The sequence below is a fragment of the uncultured Thiocystis sp. genome, assembly GCF_903866365.1.
In the GTDB taxonomy this organism is placed as follows: domain Bacteria; phylum Pseudomonadota; class Gammaproteobacteria; order Chromatiales; family Chromatiaceae; genus Chromatium.
The window spans coordinates 1-18,904 of the sequence record NZ_CAIPNF010000117.1 but is presented as its reverse complement, the minus strand read 5'-3'; the positions used below and the strand labels follow the sequence as shown (position 1 = coordinate 18,904).

Genomic DNA, 18,904 nt, shown 5'->3' with positions numbered 1-18,904 from the left:
TCGAGCAGTGTCCCGCTCAGATCCACGGTGACTTGGATCGTCACCTCCTGGCCGTTGTTGCTGATCAACTGTGCCGCCATCGCCTTGTCCCCGCCGGTGCTTGAGCCATGGGGTCAGTATCGCTCATTATCACATTTTTGCGAGGCACCACCCCGATGCAGTGTCGCGCAACATATCCGCCGAGCAAACCGGTTGCAGGCGCTGATCGCCGAGCGATTTGGAATCCATGAGCCATACCAGTATCAGGCAAAACACCTGCGGTATGCCCTTGAGCATGGCACCGCCGGTCTCGCGGCCGTGACCCGTTACGACTACTGGCGAACCACGCGCGTGATCGCCGCCGTGCTCGGGAAATGGCCGGATTGGGAACCGCATCTGCGCGGTTCCTGGACCTCGCCCCGCGCTGATCGAGCAGGCACTCCATCCATCCGCCCCGGCCAAGGCGGACGGCCTGCGAAGCTTGCCCGCGCGCATCGGCGACAGGCGAAATGACTCCAGCGATTTGCGCGCGTGTGATTCCGTGGGATCCGTCTTGGGCTAATCAGGATACACTCGATTCCAACACCTTCCTCCTGTTCTGAGATTGCTCGGCGCGAGAATCGGATGGCCTATCCCGTTATCGAAGTCCCCGACGATGCTTGCGAGACCATCGAGCAACTCGGCAGCAAGCCGAAATTCTGGTTCGACCAGAACCGGCGTCTCTACAAGCAGGGCCGACCAGGCACGGGCGAGAATTGGGCAGAGAAGGTCGCCTGTGAGATTTGCGAACTGCTCGGAATTCCTCACGCCCATTACGAGTTTGGCGTGTGGCGCGGCCAGCCGGGCGTGGTGTCCGATTCCATCTGTCCAGCGGGTTCCCGTTTGGTGCATGGCAACGAGTTGTTGTCCAAGATCCACCAGAACCAGGGAGCTGGGCAGCGGTATGAGCCGCGCCAGCACACGGTCAATGCCTTCATCGGGATTGGAAAACGCTCACGGATTGAGCCACCAGCGGGGTATGATCTCTCATCGCCCTTATCCGTTGCAGCCGACCTGATGGTGGGCTATTTGATGTTGGATTGCCTGATCGGCAACCAGGATCGGCATGACGAGAATTGGGGGCTGATCGTCTATCCAGAGAAACCTCAGCGCATCACGTTGGCGCCAACCCTACGATCACGCTTCCAGCCTGGGGCGCAACGAAACCGACGAACGCCGCCGCTCCCGACTGGTCACACGGGATCGTGGCGCCAGTGTCGACGCCTATTGCGCGCGGGCTCGCTCGGCGTTTTACGATCATGCCGACCCTCGCAAGCCCATCACGACGCTGGATGCCTTCGCCTCGGCCGGACGCTTTTGCCGAGCGGCGTCCGGTGACTGGCTGGATCGGTTGGCCGGGGTTGGACGCGCTGAATTCGAGGCCATCTTTCAGGCGATTTTGCCGACGCTGATTTCAGAACCGGCGATCGATTTCGCGCTGCGGATGCTGATGGTCAACCGGGCGCGCCTGCTTGACATCGGCTTGGAGAAACGAGGATGAAACGAATCTTCTTGATCTGGCAGGATCCGGAGACGCGCCGGTGGCTGCCGGTCGGTCAGCTTTCCAAAGATCGGGATGATTACCGATTCGTCTATACCAAAGGTGCCCAATCCTCGGATCGCTTCGTTCCCTTCGGACGCATGACGGATCTGCACGCGGTCTATGTGGCGAAGGAACTGTTCCCGCTCTTCTCCAACCGCTTGCTGCCCAAGTCGAGACCCGAGTATCGGGATTTTCTGATCTGGCTGGGACTGGATGCGAGCGCCGATGATGCACTGGATCTGCTCTCCAAGAGTGGCGGTATCCGTGCGACCGACACTCTGCAAATCTTCCCCTGTCCGGAGCCCACGCCCGAGAACACCTATGTGGTGGAGTTTTTCAGTCACGGGATTCGTCACCTGAATGAATCGGATCGCGAGCGCATCAAACAACTCAGGCCGGGCGAGCGCGTCTATCTCCTGCCCGACATCCAAAATGCGCATGATCCAACAGCGCTGTTGATGCGCACCGGAGACCCGATCTCCCTCGTCGGCTATTGTCCGCGCTTCTACTCCGCCGAATTCTCCAAACTCATCGCATTGGTCGGAAGCGACCCAGTGGACATCCGCGTGTCCGGAGTGAATCCAACCGCGCCGCTCCAGTTCCGCTTGCGCTGCCGACTGACCGCGCCTTGGCCGGCTGGATTTGCAGCCTGCGCTCAGGATGCCTTCGAGCCATTGAGATAGCCGAGACCCTGTTCGCGCCAAAGCCAACAAAAAATCGAAAGGGAACCGTTCGATGAAGTCGATTCTTGAGACCTGCGCCCCGCGTCCAGACATCCTCGCGGGAACCTTCAACCCCGAGATCTTCACCGCCAGTCTGTCCCAGGTCATGGACCATTACCGGGGGCGCTCCAGCACCGTCAGCAATCTCTACACGGATGCCGAGCTGTTCTTTCGTGAGGCGACGTTCCCCACGGACGGCATGCGCATGGTGTTGTCCGAGGTCTTGGCGCGACTGGCCGGAAACAACGGAGTCCCGGCGATCCACCGGCTCGAAACGGCCTTCGGGGGCGGCAAAACCCATACCCTGATCGCGCTCATCCACCTGGCCTTTCTCGGCATCGACATCGCCAAGGTCGCCGCCATCTGCCTCGATGCGGAGGTCATCGATCCGGCCGCCCTGCATGTGCCGGGCGCGGTGCGAGTGGTCGGCATCGCGGGCGACGAGATCCCGGTCCACCAGCCGCAAGGCGCGGCGCTGGTGCCCTATACCCTCTGGGGCGAGATCGCCTTTCAGATCGGTGGCGAGGCGCTCTATCGTGAGGTCGAGACCGATGCCGCCTCGCGAGCGGCACCGGGCAAGGCGTTTCTGGATCGCGTCTTCGCCGACCGCAAAGTGTTGTTGCTGCTCGATGAGCTGGCCCAGTATGCGGCGCGCTTGGCCGCCGCTCATCCGCAGGGCGCGGACCAACTGGCCGCCTTCCTGATGGCGCTCAATGGTTACGCCCGCACCCATTCCCACCTCGTCGTGGTGCTGACCCTGGCGAGTCAAACCGACGCCTTCGCCACCCAGACCGAGACGCTCGCGGGCCTGTTGAGCGCGATCCGCGGCGAAGACGTGACCCCGGAAGAGGCGGTCGCCCTGGCCCAGACCGCCCAGGCTGGGGTGCTGAGTGTGGTCTCGCGCGATGCAACCGGTGTGGTTCCCGTCCAGGCGAACGAGATCTCCCGTGTGCTGGCCAAGCGACTGTTCGTCAGCGTCGACCAGGCGGCCGGCGCGGAAACCATCGACGCCTACTGGGCGCTCTACCGGAAGACCGCCGACCTGCTGCCGGATTGGGCGAGTCGGGATGACTACCGCGCGACGATGCGCGATCTCTACCCCTTTCATCCGACCTTCGTCGACTTTCTGAACCAGAAGATGGCAACCCTGGCCAATTTCCAGGGCACCCGCGGCGTGCTGCGCGTCCTGTCGCTGGCGGTGCGCAGTCTGTGGGAGAAGCAGCGGCCGGTGCCGATGATCCACACCTGCCATCTCAATCTGCGCGACGCGCGCCTGGTCAATGAGTTGATCAGCCGTACCGGTGGCGGCGAACTCCTGCCGATCCTCAATACCGACATCGGCGGGGTGGATACCGCCACGCTCACCGGCGGAACCAGCCGGGCCGAACAGGCGGACCGCCGCAATCCGCACCCCGAAGGCCATCCCTTCCACGAATATGCCTGGAAGACCGTCTTCCTGCACAGCCTGGTCGGTCGTCACGAAGGACTCGGCACGCCACTGTTCGGGATCAACGAGCGCGATGCCCTGCTGGAGATTAGCTTCCCCGGACTCGCCCCCTCGCAGGTCGAGGCCGCCCTGAAGACCATTGAGGACAGCGACCGCGGCGCCTTCTATCTGCGCCACAGCGCCCAGTTCGGCCGCTATTACGCCAGTCTCGACGCGAGCATCAACCGCGCGCTGGCCTCGATTCGCGGTAGCCTGGACAAGGCCCAAGTCACCGACTTCCTCGATGCCGCCGCGCGCAAGATCGTCCGCTCCGATGCGACGTTTCAGGTTGCCCATGATGTGACCCTGCCCGAGCACCTCAAGGACAAAACCGGACGCACAACCCTGGGACTGATCGCCCTCGGGGCCGACCAGATCGACGCCGAATCCTTCATCACCACCGTCGGCCCCAACCGGCCGCGCATCGAGCAGAATTTAGTGATCCTGCTGGTGCCACGCACCGTCCATGTTCAGGGCGAGACCTGGAACGAGGATCGGGTCGCCAAATCCCAGGAAGCCAAGCTTCGACTGGAAGACCTCGCCCGCGACGTGATCGCCCGTGGCCGACTCCGGGACAAGCCCGAAAACTACGGCATCAAGCCGCAGCAGCTTGCGGAAGAAGGCTTTGGCGACAAGACCAAGGAACGCGACCTGGCCCTACAGACCACCATCACCCAGCAATATGACGGACTCTGGTATCCCTCCGCCTCCGGGCAGATGGTGCGCAAAGAGATCCACACCGCCGGCGGAGAGAGCGGGGCCGCCATCATCGCCGAGATCCATCGTGTCCTCCGCGAGGATGGCGAACTCATCACCGACGAGCGTGCCCGCACCCTGGAAGGCGTCAACCTGTTGGGCAAGCTCTTCTTTGGCGCCGGCCAGACCCCAACCCTGGCCCAGCTTCGCGACCATTTCGCCATCAACCGCCGCTGGCCCATGCTGGAAGCGCCAACCGTCTTCGATCAGCTCATCCGCGAGGGCGTGGCCCGTGGGGTCTGGTGCCTGTTCCGCCTCCTGGATGAGCAGAGCGCCAAGCCCGAAGCGATTTACAGCCGCGATACCGAGGCCCTGCCACTGGATCTGGACTTGCGTGCACCGGGCTGGTCCATCGTGGTCCTGTCTGGCGCCAAGCAACGCGGCTGGCTTGGCGGTGCGGTCAGCGTGGATTCGGTGCGCGTCGAAGCCTGGGTCGCCGACGCGATCCGAGAACAACCAGCGGCCTATGTCTCCCAAATCATCGAGAAGATGATCAGCGCCCACGGCGAGATCCCCGAGCAGGACATCCTGACCGCACTCGACAACGTCGTGCGCGAAGAGAAGGCGTTGACCTACAGCGGCAGCCCGGATCAGGACGAGGCACCGGGCGAACTGATTCACGGACCGACCGCCATCATGCACTCGGTTAGCAAGGACGATGTCATCGTCTCGCCCGCCGAGGCGTCGCGTCGCGGCTGGGTCAAGATCGAACCCAAATTGCTGGAGCTGAAAGGCCCCGAGGCCGCCAAAAAACTGTTGCCCCTGCTCCGACGCATCGGCGGACTCTATCAGCATGGCGCCAGCTCGACGCTGGACGTGCTCGACCTGGTGGAGCTGAAACTCCCCGGCGGCGGTCGTCTGCGCTTGCTGTTGCAGGATTGTCCGCCAGAGGATATGCAGCGGCTCGGCGAACTGCTGGAGGTGCTCTCTGGACTCGTCACCCCGACCGAGCAGACCCAGGCGCGCATTCGCATCACCGACCCACGGGATGACTGCCCGCTGGTCAAAGCCTTGACTCAGGATTGAATACCCCGTGGCCTCCAAGCAGACGCTGAAACTGACCGACCATCACCGGGCCCACCTGGAACCGCGCTGGCGCAAGGCGGCGTTCGTCCTGCGCATCACCGACTGGAAAGACGCGCCGCCTCCGGTCCTGGTGCTCAAGGAGCGCCAGTCGAGCGGGAACGAGGAGAGCGACAGCCTGTCAGCGTCGCCTGGCGACATCGCCATCCGCAAGGGCAAACTCGCCGAGCGCGGCCATCTCTCGGGCGACAGCCTGCGCCGCTGTCTGCCGGTGCTGCGCGGTATCGTGACGAGCGTACAGGACGAGGCCGGCGTGCCCCTGGAGATCCAGCGTTATCTGACCCAAGAGGGCCTACGCTTGCGCCTCAATCTGCCGCTGGACGAAGAGTCCGGCGCCAAACTCGGGCTGATCTTCCGGCTCCAGGAGCGGGTGACCGATCTGGACCGGGTCGAACTGATGGCCCGCCGCATCGAGCGCTTCACCCGCGAGGAGGCCGCCTACTGGCTCTCGCGCATGACCACTTTCAGTCCCGATGCCCGACGCTGGGCGGTGGCGGGGATGAGGGTTATGCTGGGTGGGCAGGCGAAGGATGCGGGGGTGGAGCGGATGCTGGAGCGGCTCAGGCCATAGCCGGTTGGAGCACCTGTCAAAGTTTGTCCCAGACCGATTTTTCGATGCCGGCTTGACGGAGAATCTCGCTCAGCAGTCCAGCGCCAATCTCCTGACCGCCATGCGGGTTTGGAATGCGGATCTTCAGGGTGCCCAGTTGCATGAATTGATGGCGTTTGCCGGACAATGGGCCGGAATACCCCAAGGTCCGAAATCTTCGAATCAGCTCCCCGCGCGAGATGGCTCCGGGCATTTAAGCCGCCTCGGACCCCAGGATATCCAGATCCAGACCCCCGATCTTGGGGATCGGGTCGTGGTCGCGCAGTTTGAGGATCAACCATTCCTCAAGCACCTCGCGTAACTCCGAGCGACAGGTTTCCACTGTTCCGGAATTGGCCCAAACACCTGGAAATCCTGGAATCTCCGCAAACCAGGTGGTGTCTTCGAGCTGTTTGTATTCGGCATGCGACAAGGCGGCTTGAAGATATTCGCTGAACATGAGATAGCCTCGCGTGACGGACTCGCTTTCTCAAGACAGTATCTTCATGCATCCGTTTCGGGCAAGCTCCATCGCGATTTCGCAAGGGTCTGGTGATGATCGGCTCGACGCCCACAAGTTCCTCAGTATCATTGGGCATATCATTTTCTCGCGGAGATCGCCCATGGGGCAGATAACCATCGACCTGGATGACGAGACCGAAGCGCGCCTGAAGGCATCGGCCAAGAGCAAGGGCCTGCCGGTCAGTCGCTGGGTCGCCGAGCTGGTGCGCGAAAGGACGGCCACCGGATGGCCCGAGGAGGTCCACCAGTTGGCTGGCGCCTGGCCCGATTTTCCTCTAACACCCCCCGCCACGCTTGCGAGTCTCATCGACGGATTTCGCCGACATCCGCATATTCGGCATGGTTCTCGCTTTGCCGCGCGCCTGGAGCACCTGCTCGAAATCAGTCGAGAAGAGCAACCGGAGCAGGCGTCACCGGCGACGGCCTCCCTGGTCTCGCTCACCGCCTTCCTGATCGCTCACCCGGAGCTTGCCTACCCCACGACTGTCTTGACGCCAGACGGGAACGTCCGCACGCAATGGCGACGCAGCAAGGATGAGCATTTCGCCATTGAGTTCTTCGGCGATCACGATGTTCGGTTCGTCATCTTTGCGCCGGATCCGCGGCACCGCGACAGGACCAACCGGGTCTCGGGCAACGCAACCGTGGAGAGTGTTATGAGCTTGGCCGCGCCCTATGGTGTCTTGGAATGGGCAACCGAACGAGAGTCGCCGAGTGTGCGGGCATGACGGGTGATCCGGTTCCCGATACTCATCATATCGCCCGACTCTGCGGTGGGGCCACGATCGATGAAGAGGGCGCAGTGACCGGCGCCGCATTCCGGCTTCGTGCCAATGAAGGCTATCTGTCGGTGAACTGGCTCGAGCACCTTTCCCAAATCGACCGACCGTCCGAGATCGCGGAATTACGTCGGATCTTGACTGGAAAAGGCATGAAGCTTGGCGCAATGGCCAGGCTGGCCGTCCTTCAGGTCGGCCCACTCCGCGGGCATGTTGGCGCCGAGAGTCCGGATCGGCGTGACCTGAACGTGCTGCACGAGCCATTTCCCGAGGATGATTCCCACTGCGGCATCTACGGTTTCCGGCACGACGACGACCTGATTGCCGATCTGATAGCCGAGATCGTTCGTGAGACCTACTCCGCAAGAGCGGACTGATCCCGGCGCCTGATATCGCATGACCCGGATACCCACCCCCAGCACGTCATTGAGCCGACCCTTTGCCCCAGGAGCATCCCCGATGGAGCAGGACCAGTCCCATCCGATCAACGACAAACGCCTCATCGAGCACGGCTTCCCCTGTCATCAGGTGGGGGCGGAGACTCAGCGCGAGCGCGGGGCCAGTTCGGCGCTGCCGCCCCTGTATTTCCTGCATGTCTGGTGGGCGCGTCGTCCGCTGACGCCGAGTCGGGCGGCCATCGTTGCCTCGCTGGTGCCCTGGGACGCGGACCCCGAGCGGTTCGTCCGCCGGCTCGGGATCGAGCGGTTGCAGGTGCTGGTGAACGGCGAACCCTGGACGCTGACCGGGGATCTGGCGGGGCGGGTGGCGCGCGCGGGCGGGGCTGAATCGCTGGAGGTCGACGACAAGGCGCTCAAGGCGTTGCGCGACGAGCAACGGCGGCGGGCGGAGAATCGCGCCCTGATCGGGCAGATGCGCGAGCGCGATCCGGCGCTGGCGAAAGACCCGGTGCTCTTGCGTTGGGCGGAGGAGTCCAGTGCGCTGCCGGAGCCGTTGCCGGAATTGGGGGAGGCGTTGGCGGTGCGGCGGGTGATGGGGGATCCGGCACACGTCAATGATCGGATTACCTTCGCCAAATCCCCAGCGGTGAAAACGGCCCTGGGTCGCGACATCAAATGGAGCGCCGAGGATCTCTACGGCTATGGGCGCGCCTTCGCGGCCCCCACCCATCCATGCCCCACTGGACTGACGGTACTCGACCCGACCTCGGGGGGAGGCTCGATTCCGTTCGAGGCGCTGCGGCTCGGTCACCGCGTCATTGCCAACGAACTCAATCCGGTGGCGACGACCATCCTCTACGCCACGCTGGACTATCCGGCGCGCTTCGGGCCAGATCTGGCGACCGACATCCAGCATTGGGGGCGCAAACTCCTCGATCATGTCGAGGAAGGCATGGCCGGATTGGCGCCCTTCTCGCCCATCCCCGAATCCGAACGGGCGCGGCTGCGGGAGCATCTGAAACATTGCCCCGCGCTATTGCCTCAATTCGATGTCCCGGAATACGACCACACCGGACTGATCTACGTCCGCCAAGTCACCTGCCCCCACTGCGGCGGCGAGGCCCCGCTGCTGAACACCTGCTGGCTCTCCAAGGAAGCCGCCGACCCCTGGGGCGTGCGGGTGATCACGGATGGACGCGCCAGCGGTGGCACTGTCCGTTTCGAGACCTATCGCATCCACCAAGGCCGGGGGCCAGACGGCGAGGATCCGAATCGCGCCTTCGTCAATCGTGGCATCGGCACCTGTGTCCACTGCCTTGGACCTATTGTAGGCGATGAGGTCAAGGCCCAGGCGCGCGGCGAATCGCCCCGAGGCGCCTGGACCGACCGGCTCTATGCCGTGGTCGCGGTCCGCCATCAGCCCAAGCTCGACAAGCATGGCCAGCCGCTGCGTTACAAAACCGGCGCGAAGGCGGGTCAGATCAAGACCGAGAAGATCCGCTTCTTTCGACCGCCGAATGCGCGCGATCTGGAGGCGCTGGAGTCGGCGCGCGTTCGGCTGACGGAGAATTGGGATGGCTGGGACGCGGCGGGGTTGATTCCGACCGAGGGTTTCGACCGCGTCTCAAATTATGACCGGGGACACCGGATGTACGGTGAGCTACGCTGGTGCGACATGTTCACGCCGCGCCAGTTGCTCGGTCATCTGACCCTGATCGAAGGGTTGAATCGGCTCAAGCCCGCAATCCTCGCCGAATTTGGGTCTGAGCGCGGACGAGCGGTCGTGACCTATCTTCAGCTTGGCATCGACAAGGGGCTGGATTACAACAGCAAACACACCCGCTGGGAATTCACTCGCGGCGTCGTCAAGGGCACCTTCAGCCGTCATAACTTTGCCATCCAATGGACCTTCGGCGAAATGATCTTCACCGGGCCGAACTCGGGCGCGGTCTGGGGTCTGTCGCAGGTTGTCGATGCCTATCAGGGGATCGCTGAACTGGCAGCACCGCTCCACGTCGCCACCCAGGGTCAACCACCACTGACCATCCGCAACGGCACGGCGGCCTATCTGCCCGAGGTCGCCGATGGCTCGGTCGATCTGGTCTGCATGGACCCGCCCTATTACAACAATGTGATGTATGCCGAGCTGTCGGACTTCTTCTATGTCTGGCAGCGCCGTACCCTGCGCGATCTCTATCCCGATCTGTTCAGCCGGCGCCTGACCGACAAGCAATCCGAAGCGGTTGCCAACCCGGCGCGCGACGGTAACGCCAAGACTGCCAGCGCGGAATACGAACGCCTGATGGCCGAAATCTTCCGCGAGTGCCGGCGCACCCTCAAGGACGATGGACTCCTGACCCTGATGTTCACCCATAAGACCCAGGACGCCTGGGAGACCCTGACCCGCTCGCTGATCGAGTCGGGCTGGAGCATCACCGCCTGCTTCCCGGTAGAGTCGGAAGGCGAGAACTCCATGCACCAACGGGATCAGGCCGCCGCCGCCAGTTCCATCTTCATCGCCTGTCGCAAGCGCCCACTGGAGGCCGACTTCCCCGCCTCCTGGACCGGACTCGGCGGTCAGGGCGTGGCGCACCAGATCCGCGATGCCGTGGTCGAGGGTCTGCGCGAGTTCGCCCCGCTGCGCATGAACCCGGTCGACGAGATGGTCGCGTCCTACGGTCGGGCGCTGCATATGCTGTCCCAGCACTGGCCGGTCATGGACGGCGACGCGCCGGTCTCGCCGCTGCGGGCGATGAACGAGGCCAGCCGGGTAGTGGCGGAAAACCAGATCCGGCGCATCACCGAGGGCCGGCTCAAGGTCGAGGATCTCGATCCCGAGACCGCCATGGCCCTGACCCTCTACGGCATCTACGGGCTGGCCAACATCCCCTATGACGACGCACTGAGCCTGTCCAAGTCGATGAACATCGCGCTGGAAGGCAAGCCCGGCGGCTATCGAATCGAACCCGGTCAGCGCCTCATCGGCATCAACCAGGAGACCGCCAGTCGGCGCACCCAAGGGGCGAAGGCTGAGGCGCAGGGTTTCGCGGCACCGCTGGCGCGCAAAGGCTCCAAGCTACGCCTGGCGCTGCCCGAGGAGCGCGACCCGCGCCGACTGGAGCAACCCCAGACCGATTGGGACCGCCTGCACGGCCTGCTGCTCGCCTATCGGCGCGGCGAGCTGCCGGTGGCGCGCCAATACCTCGCCGCCCATGCCGCCGACACGGGCGGGCGCATCCTCGACCTGCTCACCGTCTGGGCGCGGGAGATGGGCGACGAGACCGCCCGGCGCGAGGCCGAGGGGCTGCTGTTTGGGTTGCGGCAGTTGTAGGATTGGGTAGAGCGAAGCGAAACCCATCATCCGCTCGCCACATCGATACGAGAGCCATCATGACCGAGCCACATCACATCGGCGCGAACGTCGCGAAAACACATCTGCCCGAATACCTGCGCCAGGTTCAAGCCGGCAGGCGCTTTATCATCACGCAACATGGGAAACCGGTGGCTGAGTTGGCCCCGTCCGGGCCACTCTCGCGGCAAGACGCCGTCGCTGCCGCCCAGCGCATGCGCGCCTTGATGCGCCGTCCCGTCTCGACCGGTGCGAGCGATCTTCGGACGCTGATTGAGGAAGGCCGGGGTTGATGCGCTTTGTCCTCGATAACTCCGTCTCGATGCGCTGGTTGTTCGCCGATGGTCGTGCTGCCGATCTGGCCTATGCCGAAGGCATTCTGTGCCGGTTCGAACAGCCTGGGAACGAGGCCATCGTTCCTGCCATCTGGCCCCTTGAGGTGGCCAATGTCATCGTCCGGGCCGAGACGCGCGGCTTGCTGACCGAGGCGCGTGGCGCGGAGTTCATCGGTATTCTGCACGCAATGGCGATTCGTGTGGACCAGACCACCACCGCACGCGCGTTGACCGATACGCTGCAACTGGCACGCCGTTTCAGCCTGTCGGCCTACGATGCGGCCTATCTTGAACTCGCTTTGCGCGAGGGGCTCGGACTGGCCACGCTGGACGGCGACCTGCGGACCGCCGCGACGAAGGCGGGAACGGAGATTGTCGAAATCCGGCTTGCTGGAGGAGAACCGACATGATGCAACAGCGACCTATCGATTCTCGACGGCGGTAGCTCATGCGACTCAAGCGCGTCAAACTGGAAAATTTCCGCGCCAAGGAACATCTGAACCTTGATTTGGGACGGCGTCTGACATTGCTGATCGGCGCGAATGGGTCTGGCAAGACGACGATCCTCGATGGCATCGCCATTGGTTTAGGCGCGATTCTGACGCATTTGCCGACCTTGTCGGGATCGACATTCAAAAAGACCGGAGAGATCCGGCAAGTCGATAACAAGATCATGCCTTATACGCGCATTGCGCTTGAAACCACCTCTGGATTGAAGTGGGATCGAACGCAACGCCGTGACAAGAGTAAGACATCAGACCTCTTTATCGGGGCCGGTCTTGGCTTAAAGGGTCTTGAGCAGTCTTTGGACAGAGATGTCATCGATCCATTGAACGAAGGTCAGGATTTTGAATTGCCTTTGTTCGTCTACTATGGCGTGAGTCGCGCCTTGCTCGATCTCCCGCAGAGTCGCAAGGGCTTTCTTAAACAGCATGCCCGTTTAGAATCGCTGGCGAATGCGCTGAATGCCGATAGCCGCTTCAAATCGGCCTTCGTCTGGTTCTACAACAAAGAGAACGAAGAGCACCGGCTGCAAAAAGAGCATCGCGATTTCGATGTTACCTTGCCGGAGCTGGATGCCGTGCGCAGGGCCATCACGGCCTTATTCCCGGATCTCTCCGACCCGCGTATCGAGCTGAACCCATTGCGTTTTGTACTCAAGCAAGCGGGTGAATGCCTGAACATCGGGCAATTGAGCGATGGCTACAAGACCCTGCTCGGACTGGTGATCGACCTCAGCGCGCGCTTGGCGATGGCGAATCCGCACCTGCCGGACCCGCTGGCGGCGGAGGCCATCGTGATGATCGATGAAGTGGATCTCCATCTCCATCCGTCATGGCAGAAGCACGTGGTCGGCGACCTATTGAAAACCTTTCCGAATACCCAGTTCATCATCACCACGCACAGCCCTTACATCGTCGAGGCGATCAACAACCAGTTGAAGCGCGACAGGATCTCGATCTATCCCATTCCGGAGTCGGAGATTCAGGAGGTCGTCCCGCTCTCCCCTGGAGATGTCGCGGCCTATCTGATGACGGCGGAGGATGAGCAATCGCTGCTCGATACCGAGCTTGGCCTGCTCGACGACAGGCTATTGGAAAACTTCAATGACCTGAATCGGCTCTACGACAAAATGCGAGACATCGAGTGGGAGCATCGGTCGTGATCGATGTCGCGCCTTTCGATCGCTGCGTCTGCGACAGGATGGTCAATGCCCATGATTTGTGCGAGGGGGCATTGACGCTGTCGGAGCGAGGAAAAAAGGTCAGGTTGAGCCTGCGCCCAGGTGAGCAGGCGAAAGCGATCGTCATCGACGGATGCGTACTTCAGGACAATCATCCCAAGTGCGATGGGTTGTTTCTGTTTCTCGGCAACCATCGCGCAGCGGCCCTGTTGGTCGAGCTGAAGGGAACGGACATTCAGCATGCCTTCGAGCAACTGAAGTCCGTCAGGGAGTGTCGGCGAGAGTATGCAAACCTGATCGAGCGGCTCCGTTCCTGCGGACAGGGAAGAGTGACCGAGAAGGCGTTTGTCGTCAGCAGTCGGATGGTGTCGAAGCCGGAGCATGAGCGTTGGGAGAATCAGGTCGGCATCCGGGTGACGGCCATCCTGCACTCGGAAGCCGCCTCGCCGATTCCGGATTTGCGGGCGTATCTGTAGGGACTGCTCATCGTCATGACCGACCCGCCCCGCCTGCGCGACCACCCCTGGCAACTGAGCTACAGCACCTCCAGCCATGCCGCCGGCGGTCAGCCGGTCGACATCCTGCACCACTTTTATCTGCCCGTCCTGAGCCGCGCGACGGGCTATGACCGGGTGGCTGGCTATTTCCGTTCTTCCTCGCTGGCGGTGGCCTCCCAGGGTTTCTCGGCCTTCGCCACTCAGGGAGGGAAGGCCCGCATGGTGGTCGGGGCGGACCTGGACGCCGACGACGTGGCGGCGATTCTGTCTGGTGACGAGGCGCGTCTGTCGGCTGGTCTGAACGCGGCGCTGGAGCAGCCCACGCCATGGCCCGAGGCCGAACAGCGCGGCGTCGCCCTGCTGGCCTGGATGATCGCTCAGGGTTATCTGGAGATCCGGGTGGCCTTGCGGGTGCATACGGCGACGGGCGAGCCATTGGCGGGCGACTCCAGCCTGGACGGCTATGTCCACGAGAAATGGGCCATCTTCCGCGATGCGGCGGGTGATCGGCTCTATGCGTCCGGCTCCTTCAATGAGTCGAAGACCGCGCTGGTCCTGAACGCCGAGAACATCGACGTGCATCGCGACTGGACCAGCGAGGAGAACCGCCAGCGCGCGGACGAGGCCGATGCCCGCTTCAGGCGGGTCTGGAACAATCAGAACCCCAGTCTGCGGGTGCTGAACCTGCCCGAGGCGGTGCGTCAGCGTCTGATCGCGTTTGCCGGTCTCTCCGAGCATCCGCCGTCTGGGGGGGCGGGCCTCTGGCCCGCCAGCGGGCGGGACGCCCGCCCCCCCTTGGAGATCGACGGCACCAGCGCCATTCCGCTACCCGTCCCGGAACCGTCAGCCCTGGAGCGGTTGCGCTTTGCCCTGCTGCGCGATGGGCCGCGGCTGCCCAATGGCGAGTATGTCGGCATGGTCACCGCGCCGGTGGAGCCCTGGCCGCATCAGGCGGTGGTCGCGAAACGCTTGATCGACACCTGGCCGGCGAGCTGGCTGCTGTGCGACGAGGTGGGGCTTGGCAAGACCATCGAGGCCGGGCTGGCGATCCGCGGGCTCTGGCTGGCGGGACTGGCACGTCGGATCCTGATCGCCCCGCCGGCGAGCCTGACCCCGCAATGGCAGCGGGAGATGGCGACCAAGTTCTTTCTCCCCTTTGGCCGTGCCCTGACCGGGGTCGCCACGCGCCATGACTACCTGCTGCCGCTGCCCGAGGAACGCCCGGCCAAGTCACTCTATGCGCCGGACCTGGCGATTGTCTCCACGGGGCTGCTGGCGCGGGCCAACCGGCGCGCCGAGTTGCGCGCGGCCCAGCCCTTCGACCTCGTCCTGGTCGACGAGGCCCACTACGCCAGGCGCAAGAATGCGACCGGAGGAACCCGCGCGGAGCCTCGCTATGGCCATCTCTACCGCATCCTGGACGAGACGCTGCGCGACCGGACGCGCTGTCTGCTGCTGGCGACGGCCACGCCGATGCAGTTGGACCCGGTGGAGGTCGCCGATCTGATCCGCCTGACCCAGCGGGTCGGCCATTTCCAGTTCGATCCGAGTCTGACCAACGCCTATTACAGCCTGCTCGGCAAGCTGGTCAGCGAGCAGCGACTGGATGCCTCGGAATGGGCCTTTCTGCATCGGGCGGTCAAGGCCGTCGAGGGACAGGATCCCTTGTTGTGGCGTTATGTCCAGGCGGCCGTGATCGACGACTTTGCCCGTTTCGACGTGGAGAACTGGCTGGAGTCCGGTCAGCCGCCGATGGGCGGCGAGGACGGCATCCGGCGACTGGCCTTCGCGGTCGCGCCACTCTCGCGCGTGATGTTGCGACATACCCGCCCGCTGCTGGAACTCTACCGAAGCCGTGGCAAGCTCACCGCCAACCTGGCGCGGCGCGTGGTTCTGCCGCTCAAGGCCATCCCGTTCACCGCGCAGGAGCAACAGGCTTACGACCAGTTAGAGGACTACTGCCAAGGTCTCGCCAAGCAGCTTGGTCAGAGCGGACCGGCGAAGAAGGGCAGCTTCGCGCTCGGGATGATCCTGAGCTTTCTGCGCTTACGCTTCGCATCGAGCCTGTTTGCCATCCGCGAATCCATCCGGCGGCGGCGCGAGAAGGTCGAGGCGACCCTCAAGCATCTGGCGCAGGCCGAGGACCTGGATCTCGACGAACTGGCGCTGTCCGGGCTGCTGGAGGAGGGCGAAGGCGATGAGGAGGCGGTGACCCTGCTGCTGAAGGACCGCAACCCGGATGATTTGATGTGGGAACGGAATCGGCTCGTGGAAATGTTCAACAGCCTGCATGATCTGAGTGGAACCTCCTCGAAGATGCAGCGGCTCCTGGAACACCTGGACAAGCGGCGCGGGGCCGGTGGACGGATCGCGCAAACCGTGGTCTTCACCCGGTTCTATGACACCCTGACGGACATCGTGCGCCGGTTGCGGCAGGCCGATCCGCAGATGCTGATCGGCACCTACTCAGGGCAGGGCGGTTCCTGGTTCAACCCCCGTACCGGGCGCCTGACCGGCGTCGACCGCGAGGCGATCAAGCACCGCTTTCTGAAGGGCGAAATCGATGTACTGATCTGCACCGATGCGGCGGCGGAAGGCTTGAACCTTCAGACCGCGGACCTGCTGGTCAACTTCGATTTACCCTGGAATCCGATGAAGGTGGAACAGCGCATCGGGCGCATCGACCGCATCGGCCAGACGCACGCGACCATCTCAGTCAGCAATCTCTGCTATCTCGGGTCGGCCGAGGAGATCGTCTACGGACGCCTGCTCGCGCGCTTGAGCAAGGCCAGCGGCGTGGTGGGGACGCAGCAGCTCTCCATGCTGCCGGTCACGGCGGAGGAATTCCAGGAACTGGCGGCCCGCACCCTCTCCGAGGACGAACTGGCCAAGCGGGCGCAACAGCGGGCCGAACAGGCCCGGCATCGCACGGCCAGTCTGGAGATCCCACCCGAGGATCTGTACGAAACCTATCTGCGGCTTGCCCAGGACACGGCCGAAGAGGCCCCACCCATCGACCTGGAGGCGATCTGGGAGACGCTCTCGCAATCGACCTACCTGCGGGATCTGGGCTGTGTGCTGCATCCCGACCCGGCGTGGCCCTGCATCCTGCTGAACAATGTCCCCGGAATCACGAACGGCCAGGCGTTGACCGTTTCGCGCCAGGCGTATGACGAGGGCATCCCTGATCTGGATGGGACGCTCGGTTTCGCCACCTATGGTGATTCCACCTTCGATGCCTTGATGGCGCATCTGGCGAGTTTCGAGCTTCCGGACTCAATGCGTCGTCTGGAAGTCGAGATCACTGGCACCGAGGCGCGGCTGGTCGGTTATGCGGTTCGGGAGAGTCAGTCCGCTAGTCAGGATCCGATCCGCTTTGTCTGCGGATGGCAGGATCTGAAAGGGCTGATCCCCGACGAAACCCAGACCCTCGACGAGGTGTCAGCCGACCTGGCGCGCGTCCTGCTGGCGGCCTTGGCGAGGGGTCGCAGCGAGCGCATCAAAGGTGTCGGTAAGATCGAGACGCTGAACGCACAGTCCGCGCGCGGTCATCTGGTGCTGGCCAATCTTGTCGCTCAGCGGTCGATGCTGAAACGGCGCAAAACGGGGAGTGGCGCTGACCTCTTCTGGCACGAACTGGCCAACCTGGAAAACGCCTATGCCGACCGCCCGTCGATCCGGGTCAAGCCGATCCCGGTCAAGCTCATCCGCCGATTTCCGGCCGGACTCTTCGAGACCGTCCTACCGAATGTGGGAGAGGACGGCTATGTGGACGCGCCCCACATCCTCCTTGACTGTGCCTTCGATGCCGCCGCGCGCCTGGCGGACAGTCTGCGCGTCAAGAAGGATGAACTGTCCACCGACGACATGATTGGACGGCTCGAACGCGAGATTGGCAGGTTTGGGAAAGGGTAGGTAGGTCGGATTATGCGATCTCGACCTTTTGCCGAGGATAGAAGAAACCTTTAATGCAATTTGGATTGATGATGCAAATCTGTATGTGATTCTTTTCCTTAAATCCGGCTCCTGGATACAGGGCCTTGCCCTCCCAAAACACGCCTCGGACAGAGTCAAACACCTTTTCGTCCTTGTCTTTTCGCTGTGAATGAAGAAAGTTGATGACCGCGCAATCAAGTTCCCTCAGTAGCAAGTCCATTTCACTCTCTCTGTTGCCTGGCTTGTTTTTGGGCAACGCTGCACCTGCGGCTTTGGCAGTTGCTTTGAGTGTCTGATACGAGGCATTCAAGTAAGACAAAGATTCAGAGTCGGTTAGGTCAAGACAATAGCCTAACTGTATGGCGGCCCCGATCACGACCGGGTTTTCTATTTTACGGTCTCGCGCAAACTTTTCAGCCCGGTGAACGCTGTTCTCCCAGAAATACATGCCGCTTCCAAGCCAGTCATACGTGTTTTTGCTGGGTTTGAACTCGCAATCACCATTCTCAACAAGTTTCTTGGTAATATTCTCAGAAGCAGCATGAAAACCAAATACAATGTTTTGGCTGCTTTTATACATCGCAGGTTGATTTGTCCTTGAGAAGCTCTTTGTATGGATTGGCAGGTCTTCCCTCGTCAGTCAGGATACCGGCATCCTTCAGCGCCTTGATCGCGGCGGCTTGAGACGAAGTCACTTTGCGCTTGTATTCACGCATATTCTGCACATTCTTGGCTGCTTCTTTACGAGTCATGCCGAAACTCCGCAAACTGGGATGTCCGTCCGCGATCACACCAGACTGATGGAGTTGCTTCCATCGCCTTTAGTGGTGTCAAAATGTGGTTAACGCACACCCCAGCCTAGAGGTGTCTAGCTCTTTTGTGTCTTATCGTTCAAAAAAACACAAGATATTGTGTGTTGACTGGTTGACAACGACCGATCTTCTCAATCTATCGAAAAGACTAGCATAGATGCGATCACGATAGATCTCGATGTTGATAGCCGCTCGCCTTGGGCATCGATGGGGATGCCTTGCGTATCAAGCCTGATGCCTCGCGGCAGAAATCAGGAAGGGGGGTGGTCGGTTAGTGCCTCCACGCCCTATATGTTGTGGTCACCACTTATAGCCATGCGTCACTGCGGCTTCAGTGACGGGCTCGGTAACGACCGCCTGCTCCATGAGTCGGCGGAAGACGAGTCCACGGCTCT

16 protein-coding genes and 1 pseudogene are annotated in these 18,904 nt (G+C 62.5%); 13 read left to right on the top strand and 4 right to left on the bottom strand.

Features of this window, described 5'->3' with window-relative positions; translation table 11 throughout:
* The 5 genes from QZY07_RS07285 to QZY07_RS07265 all read left to right on the top strand — a co-directional run.
* The coding region (locus QZY07_RS07285; protein WP_295401161.1) for a hypothetical protein at positions 1 to 492 on the top strand (492 nt) is incomplete at its 5' end.
* Between the two features lie 111 nt (positions 493 to 603).
* A complete protein-coding gene (locus QZY07_RS07280) occupies positions 604 to 1,356 on the top strand; it encodes a hypothetical protein (protein ID WP_295401159.1) in 753 nt (250 codons plus the stop codon).
* A 159-nt stretch (positions 1,357 to 1,515) separates the two neighbouring features.
* The gene (locus QZY07_RS07275; RefSeq protein WP_295401157.1) at positions 1,516 to 2,244 is read left to right on the top strand and encodes an HIRAN domain-containing protein; all 729 of its coding nucleotides are present in this window, start codon (positions 1,516 to 1,518) and stop codon (positions 2,242 to 2,244) included.
* A 52-nt stretch (positions 2,245 to 2,296) separates the two neighbouring features.
* Positions 2,297 to 5,551 carry a DUF499 domain-containing protein gene (locus QZY07_RS07270; RefSeq protein WP_295401155.1) on the top strand — a complete coding sequence of 1,085 codons (3,255 nt, stop codon included), beginning with the start codon at positions 2,297 to 2,299 and terminating at the stop codon, positions 5,549 to 5,551.
* A 7-nt stretch (positions 5,552 to 5,558) separates the two neighbouring features.
* On the top strand, positions 5,559 to 6,179 hold the full coding sequence (locus QZY07_RS07265; RefSeq protein ID WP_295401153.1) for a hypothetical protein: 621 nt from the start codon (positions 5,559 to 5,561) through the stop codon (positions 6,177 to 6,179).
* Positions 6,180 to 6,195: 16 nt separating this feature from the next.
* Here QZY07_RS07265 and QZY07_RS07260 read toward each other — a convergent pair whose 3' ends face one another.
* Positions 6,196 to 6,411 (bottom strand): type II toxin-antitoxin system HicA family toxin, encoded by a 216-nt coding sequence (locus QZY07_RS07260; RefSeq protein WP_295401150.1) that lies wholly within the window; start codon positions 6,409 to 6,411, stop codon positions 6,196 to 6,198.
* Positions 6,412 to 6,657 carry a type II toxin-antitoxin system HicB family antitoxin gene (locus QZY07_RS07255; protein ID WP_295401149.1) on the bottom strand — a complete coding sequence of 82 codons (246 nt, stop codon included), beginning with the start codon at positions 6,655 to 6,657 and terminating at the stop codon, positions 6,412 to 6,414.
* A 163-nt stretch (positions 6,658 to 6,820) separates the two neighbouring features.
* Between QZY07_RS07255 and QZY07_RS07250 the strand changes: the two are divergent.
* The 8 genes and pseudogenes from QZY07_RS07250 to QZY07_RS07215 form a co-directional block, all read left to right on the top strand.
* Positions 6,821 to 6,994: pseudogene (locus tag QZY07_RS07250) on the top strand (CopG family transcriptional regulator); the annotation flags it as partial.
* A 449-nt stretch (positions 6,995 to 7,443) separates the two neighbouring features.
* On the top strand, positions 7,444 to 7,875 hold the full coding sequence (locus QZY07_RS07245) for a hypothetical protein (protein WP_295401147.1): 432 nt from the start codon (positions 7,444 to 7,446) through the stop codon (positions 7,873 to 7,875).
* Between the two features lie 82 nt (positions 7,876 to 7,957).
* Complete coding sequence (locus QZY07_RS07240; protein ID WP_295401145.1) at positions 7,958 to 11,227, top strand: DUF1156 domain-containing protein; 3,270 nt, start codon at positions 7,958 to 7,960, stop codon at positions 11,225 to 11,227.
* Positions 11,228 to 11,286: 59 nt separating this feature from the next.
* Complete coding sequence (locus QZY07_RS07235; protein WP_295401143.1) at positions 11,287 to 11,538, top strand: type II toxin-antitoxin system prevent-host-death family antitoxin; 252 nt, start codon at positions 11,287 to 11,289, stop codon at positions 11,536 to 11,538.
* On the top strand, positions 11,538 to 11,990 hold the full coding sequence (locus QZY07_RS07230; RefSeq protein WP_295401140.1) for a type II toxin-antitoxin system VapC family toxin: 453 nt from the start codon (positions 11,538 to 11,540) through the stop codon (positions 11,988 to 11,990). The genes QZY07_RS07235 and QZY07_RS07230 overlap by 1 nt, the downstream gene beginning before the upstream one ends.
* A gap of 38 nt (positions 11,991 to 12,028) precedes the next feature.
* A complete protein-coding gene (locus tag QZY07_RS07225; protein ID WP_295401138.1) occupies positions 12,029 to 13,246 on the top strand; it encodes an AAA family ATPase in 1,218 nt (405 codons plus the stop codon).
* A complete protein-coding gene (locus tag QZY07_RS07220; protein ID WP_295401135.1) occupies positions 13,228 to 13,740 on the top strand; it encodes a hypothetical protein in 513 nt (170 codons plus the stop codon). Before QZY07_RS07225 ends, QZY07_RS07220 begins: the two co-directional genes overlap by 19 nt.
* Before the next feature lie 15 nt (positions 13,741 to 13,755).
* Positions 13,756 to 17,676, top strand: a complete 3,921-nt coding sequence (locus QZY07_RS07215; RefSeq protein WP_295401133.1) for a helicase-related protein — start codon at positions 13,756 to 13,758, stop codon at positions 17,674 to 17,676.
* A 10-nt stretch (positions 17,677 to 17,686) separates the two neighbouring features.
* Here the strand turns inward: QZY07_RS07215 and QZY07_RS07210 are convergent, their stop codons facing one another.
* Together QZY07_RS07210 and QZY07_RS07205 are read right to left on the bottom strand one after the other, a co-directional pair.
* Positions 17,687 to 18,277, bottom strand: coding sequence for a hypothetical protein (locus QZY07_RS07210; RefSeq protein ID WP_295401131.1), 591 nt, complete (start codon positions 18,275 to 18,277; stop codon positions 17,687 to 17,689).
* Complete coding sequence (locus tag QZY07_RS07205) at positions 18,270 to 18,449, bottom strand: hypothetical protein (protein ID WP_295401129.1); 180 nt, start codon at positions 18,447 to 18,449, stop codon at positions 18,270 to 18,272. Before QZY07_RS07205 ends, QZY07_RS07210 begins: the two co-directional genes overlap by 8 nt.
* Positions 18,450 to 18,904 lie beyond the last annotated feature (455 nt).

Bases quoted from the DNA above. Each gene is read 5' to 3' on its own strand.
- QZY07_RS07260 (WP_295401150.1), bottom strand. From the start codon at position 6,411: ATGCCCGGAGCCATCTCGCGCGGGGAGCTGATTCGAAGATTTCGGACC.
- QZY07_RS07240 (WP_295401145.1), top strand. From the start codon at position 7,958: ATGGAGCAGGACCAGTCCCATCCGATCAACGACAAACGCCTCATCGAG.
- QZY07_RS07205 (WP_295401129.1), bottom strand. From the start codon at position 18,449: ATGACTCGTAAAGAAGCAGCCAAGAATGTGCAGAATATGCGTGAATAC.
- QZY07_RS07230 (WP_295401140.1), top strand. From the start codon at position 11,538: ATGCGCTTTGTCCTCGATAACTCCGTCTCGATGCGCTGGTTGTTCGCC.
- QZY07_RS07215 (WP_295401133.1), top strand. From the start codon at position 13,756: ATGACCGACCCGCCCCGCCTGCGCGACCACCCCTGGCAACTGAGCTAC.
- QZY07_RS07255 (WP_295401149.1), bottom strand. From the start codon at position 6,657: ATGTTCAGCGAATATCTTCAAGCCGCCTTGTCGCATGCCGAATACAAA.
- QZY07_RS07270 (WP_295401155.1), top strand. From the start codon at position 2,297: ATGAAGTCGATTCTTGAGACCTGCGCCCCGCGTCCAGACATCCTCGCG.
- QZY07_RS07210 (WP_295401131.1), bottom strand. From the start codon at position 18,277: ATGTATAAAAGCAGCCAAAACATTGTATTTGGTTTTCATGCTGCTTCT.
- QZY07_RS07245 (WP_295401147.1), top strand. From the start codon at position 7,444: ATGACGGGTGATCCGGTTCCCGATACTCATCATATCGCCCGACTCTGC.
- QZY07_RS07225 (WP_295401138.1), top strand. From the start codon at position 12,029: ATGCGACTCAAGCGCGTCAAACTGGAAAATTTCCGCGCCAAGGAACAT.
- QZY07_RS07275 (WP_295401157.1), top strand. From the start codon at position 1,516: ATGAAACGAATCTTCTTGATCTGGCAGGATCCGGAGACGCGCCGGTGG.
- QZY07_RS07280 (WP_295401159.1), top strand. From the start codon at position 604: ATGGCCTATCCCGTTATCGAAGTCCCCGACGATGCTTGCGAGACCATC.
- QZY07_RS07235 (WP_295401143.1), top strand. From the start codon at position 11,287: ATGACCGAGCCACATCACATCGGCGCGAACGTCGCGAAAACACATCTG.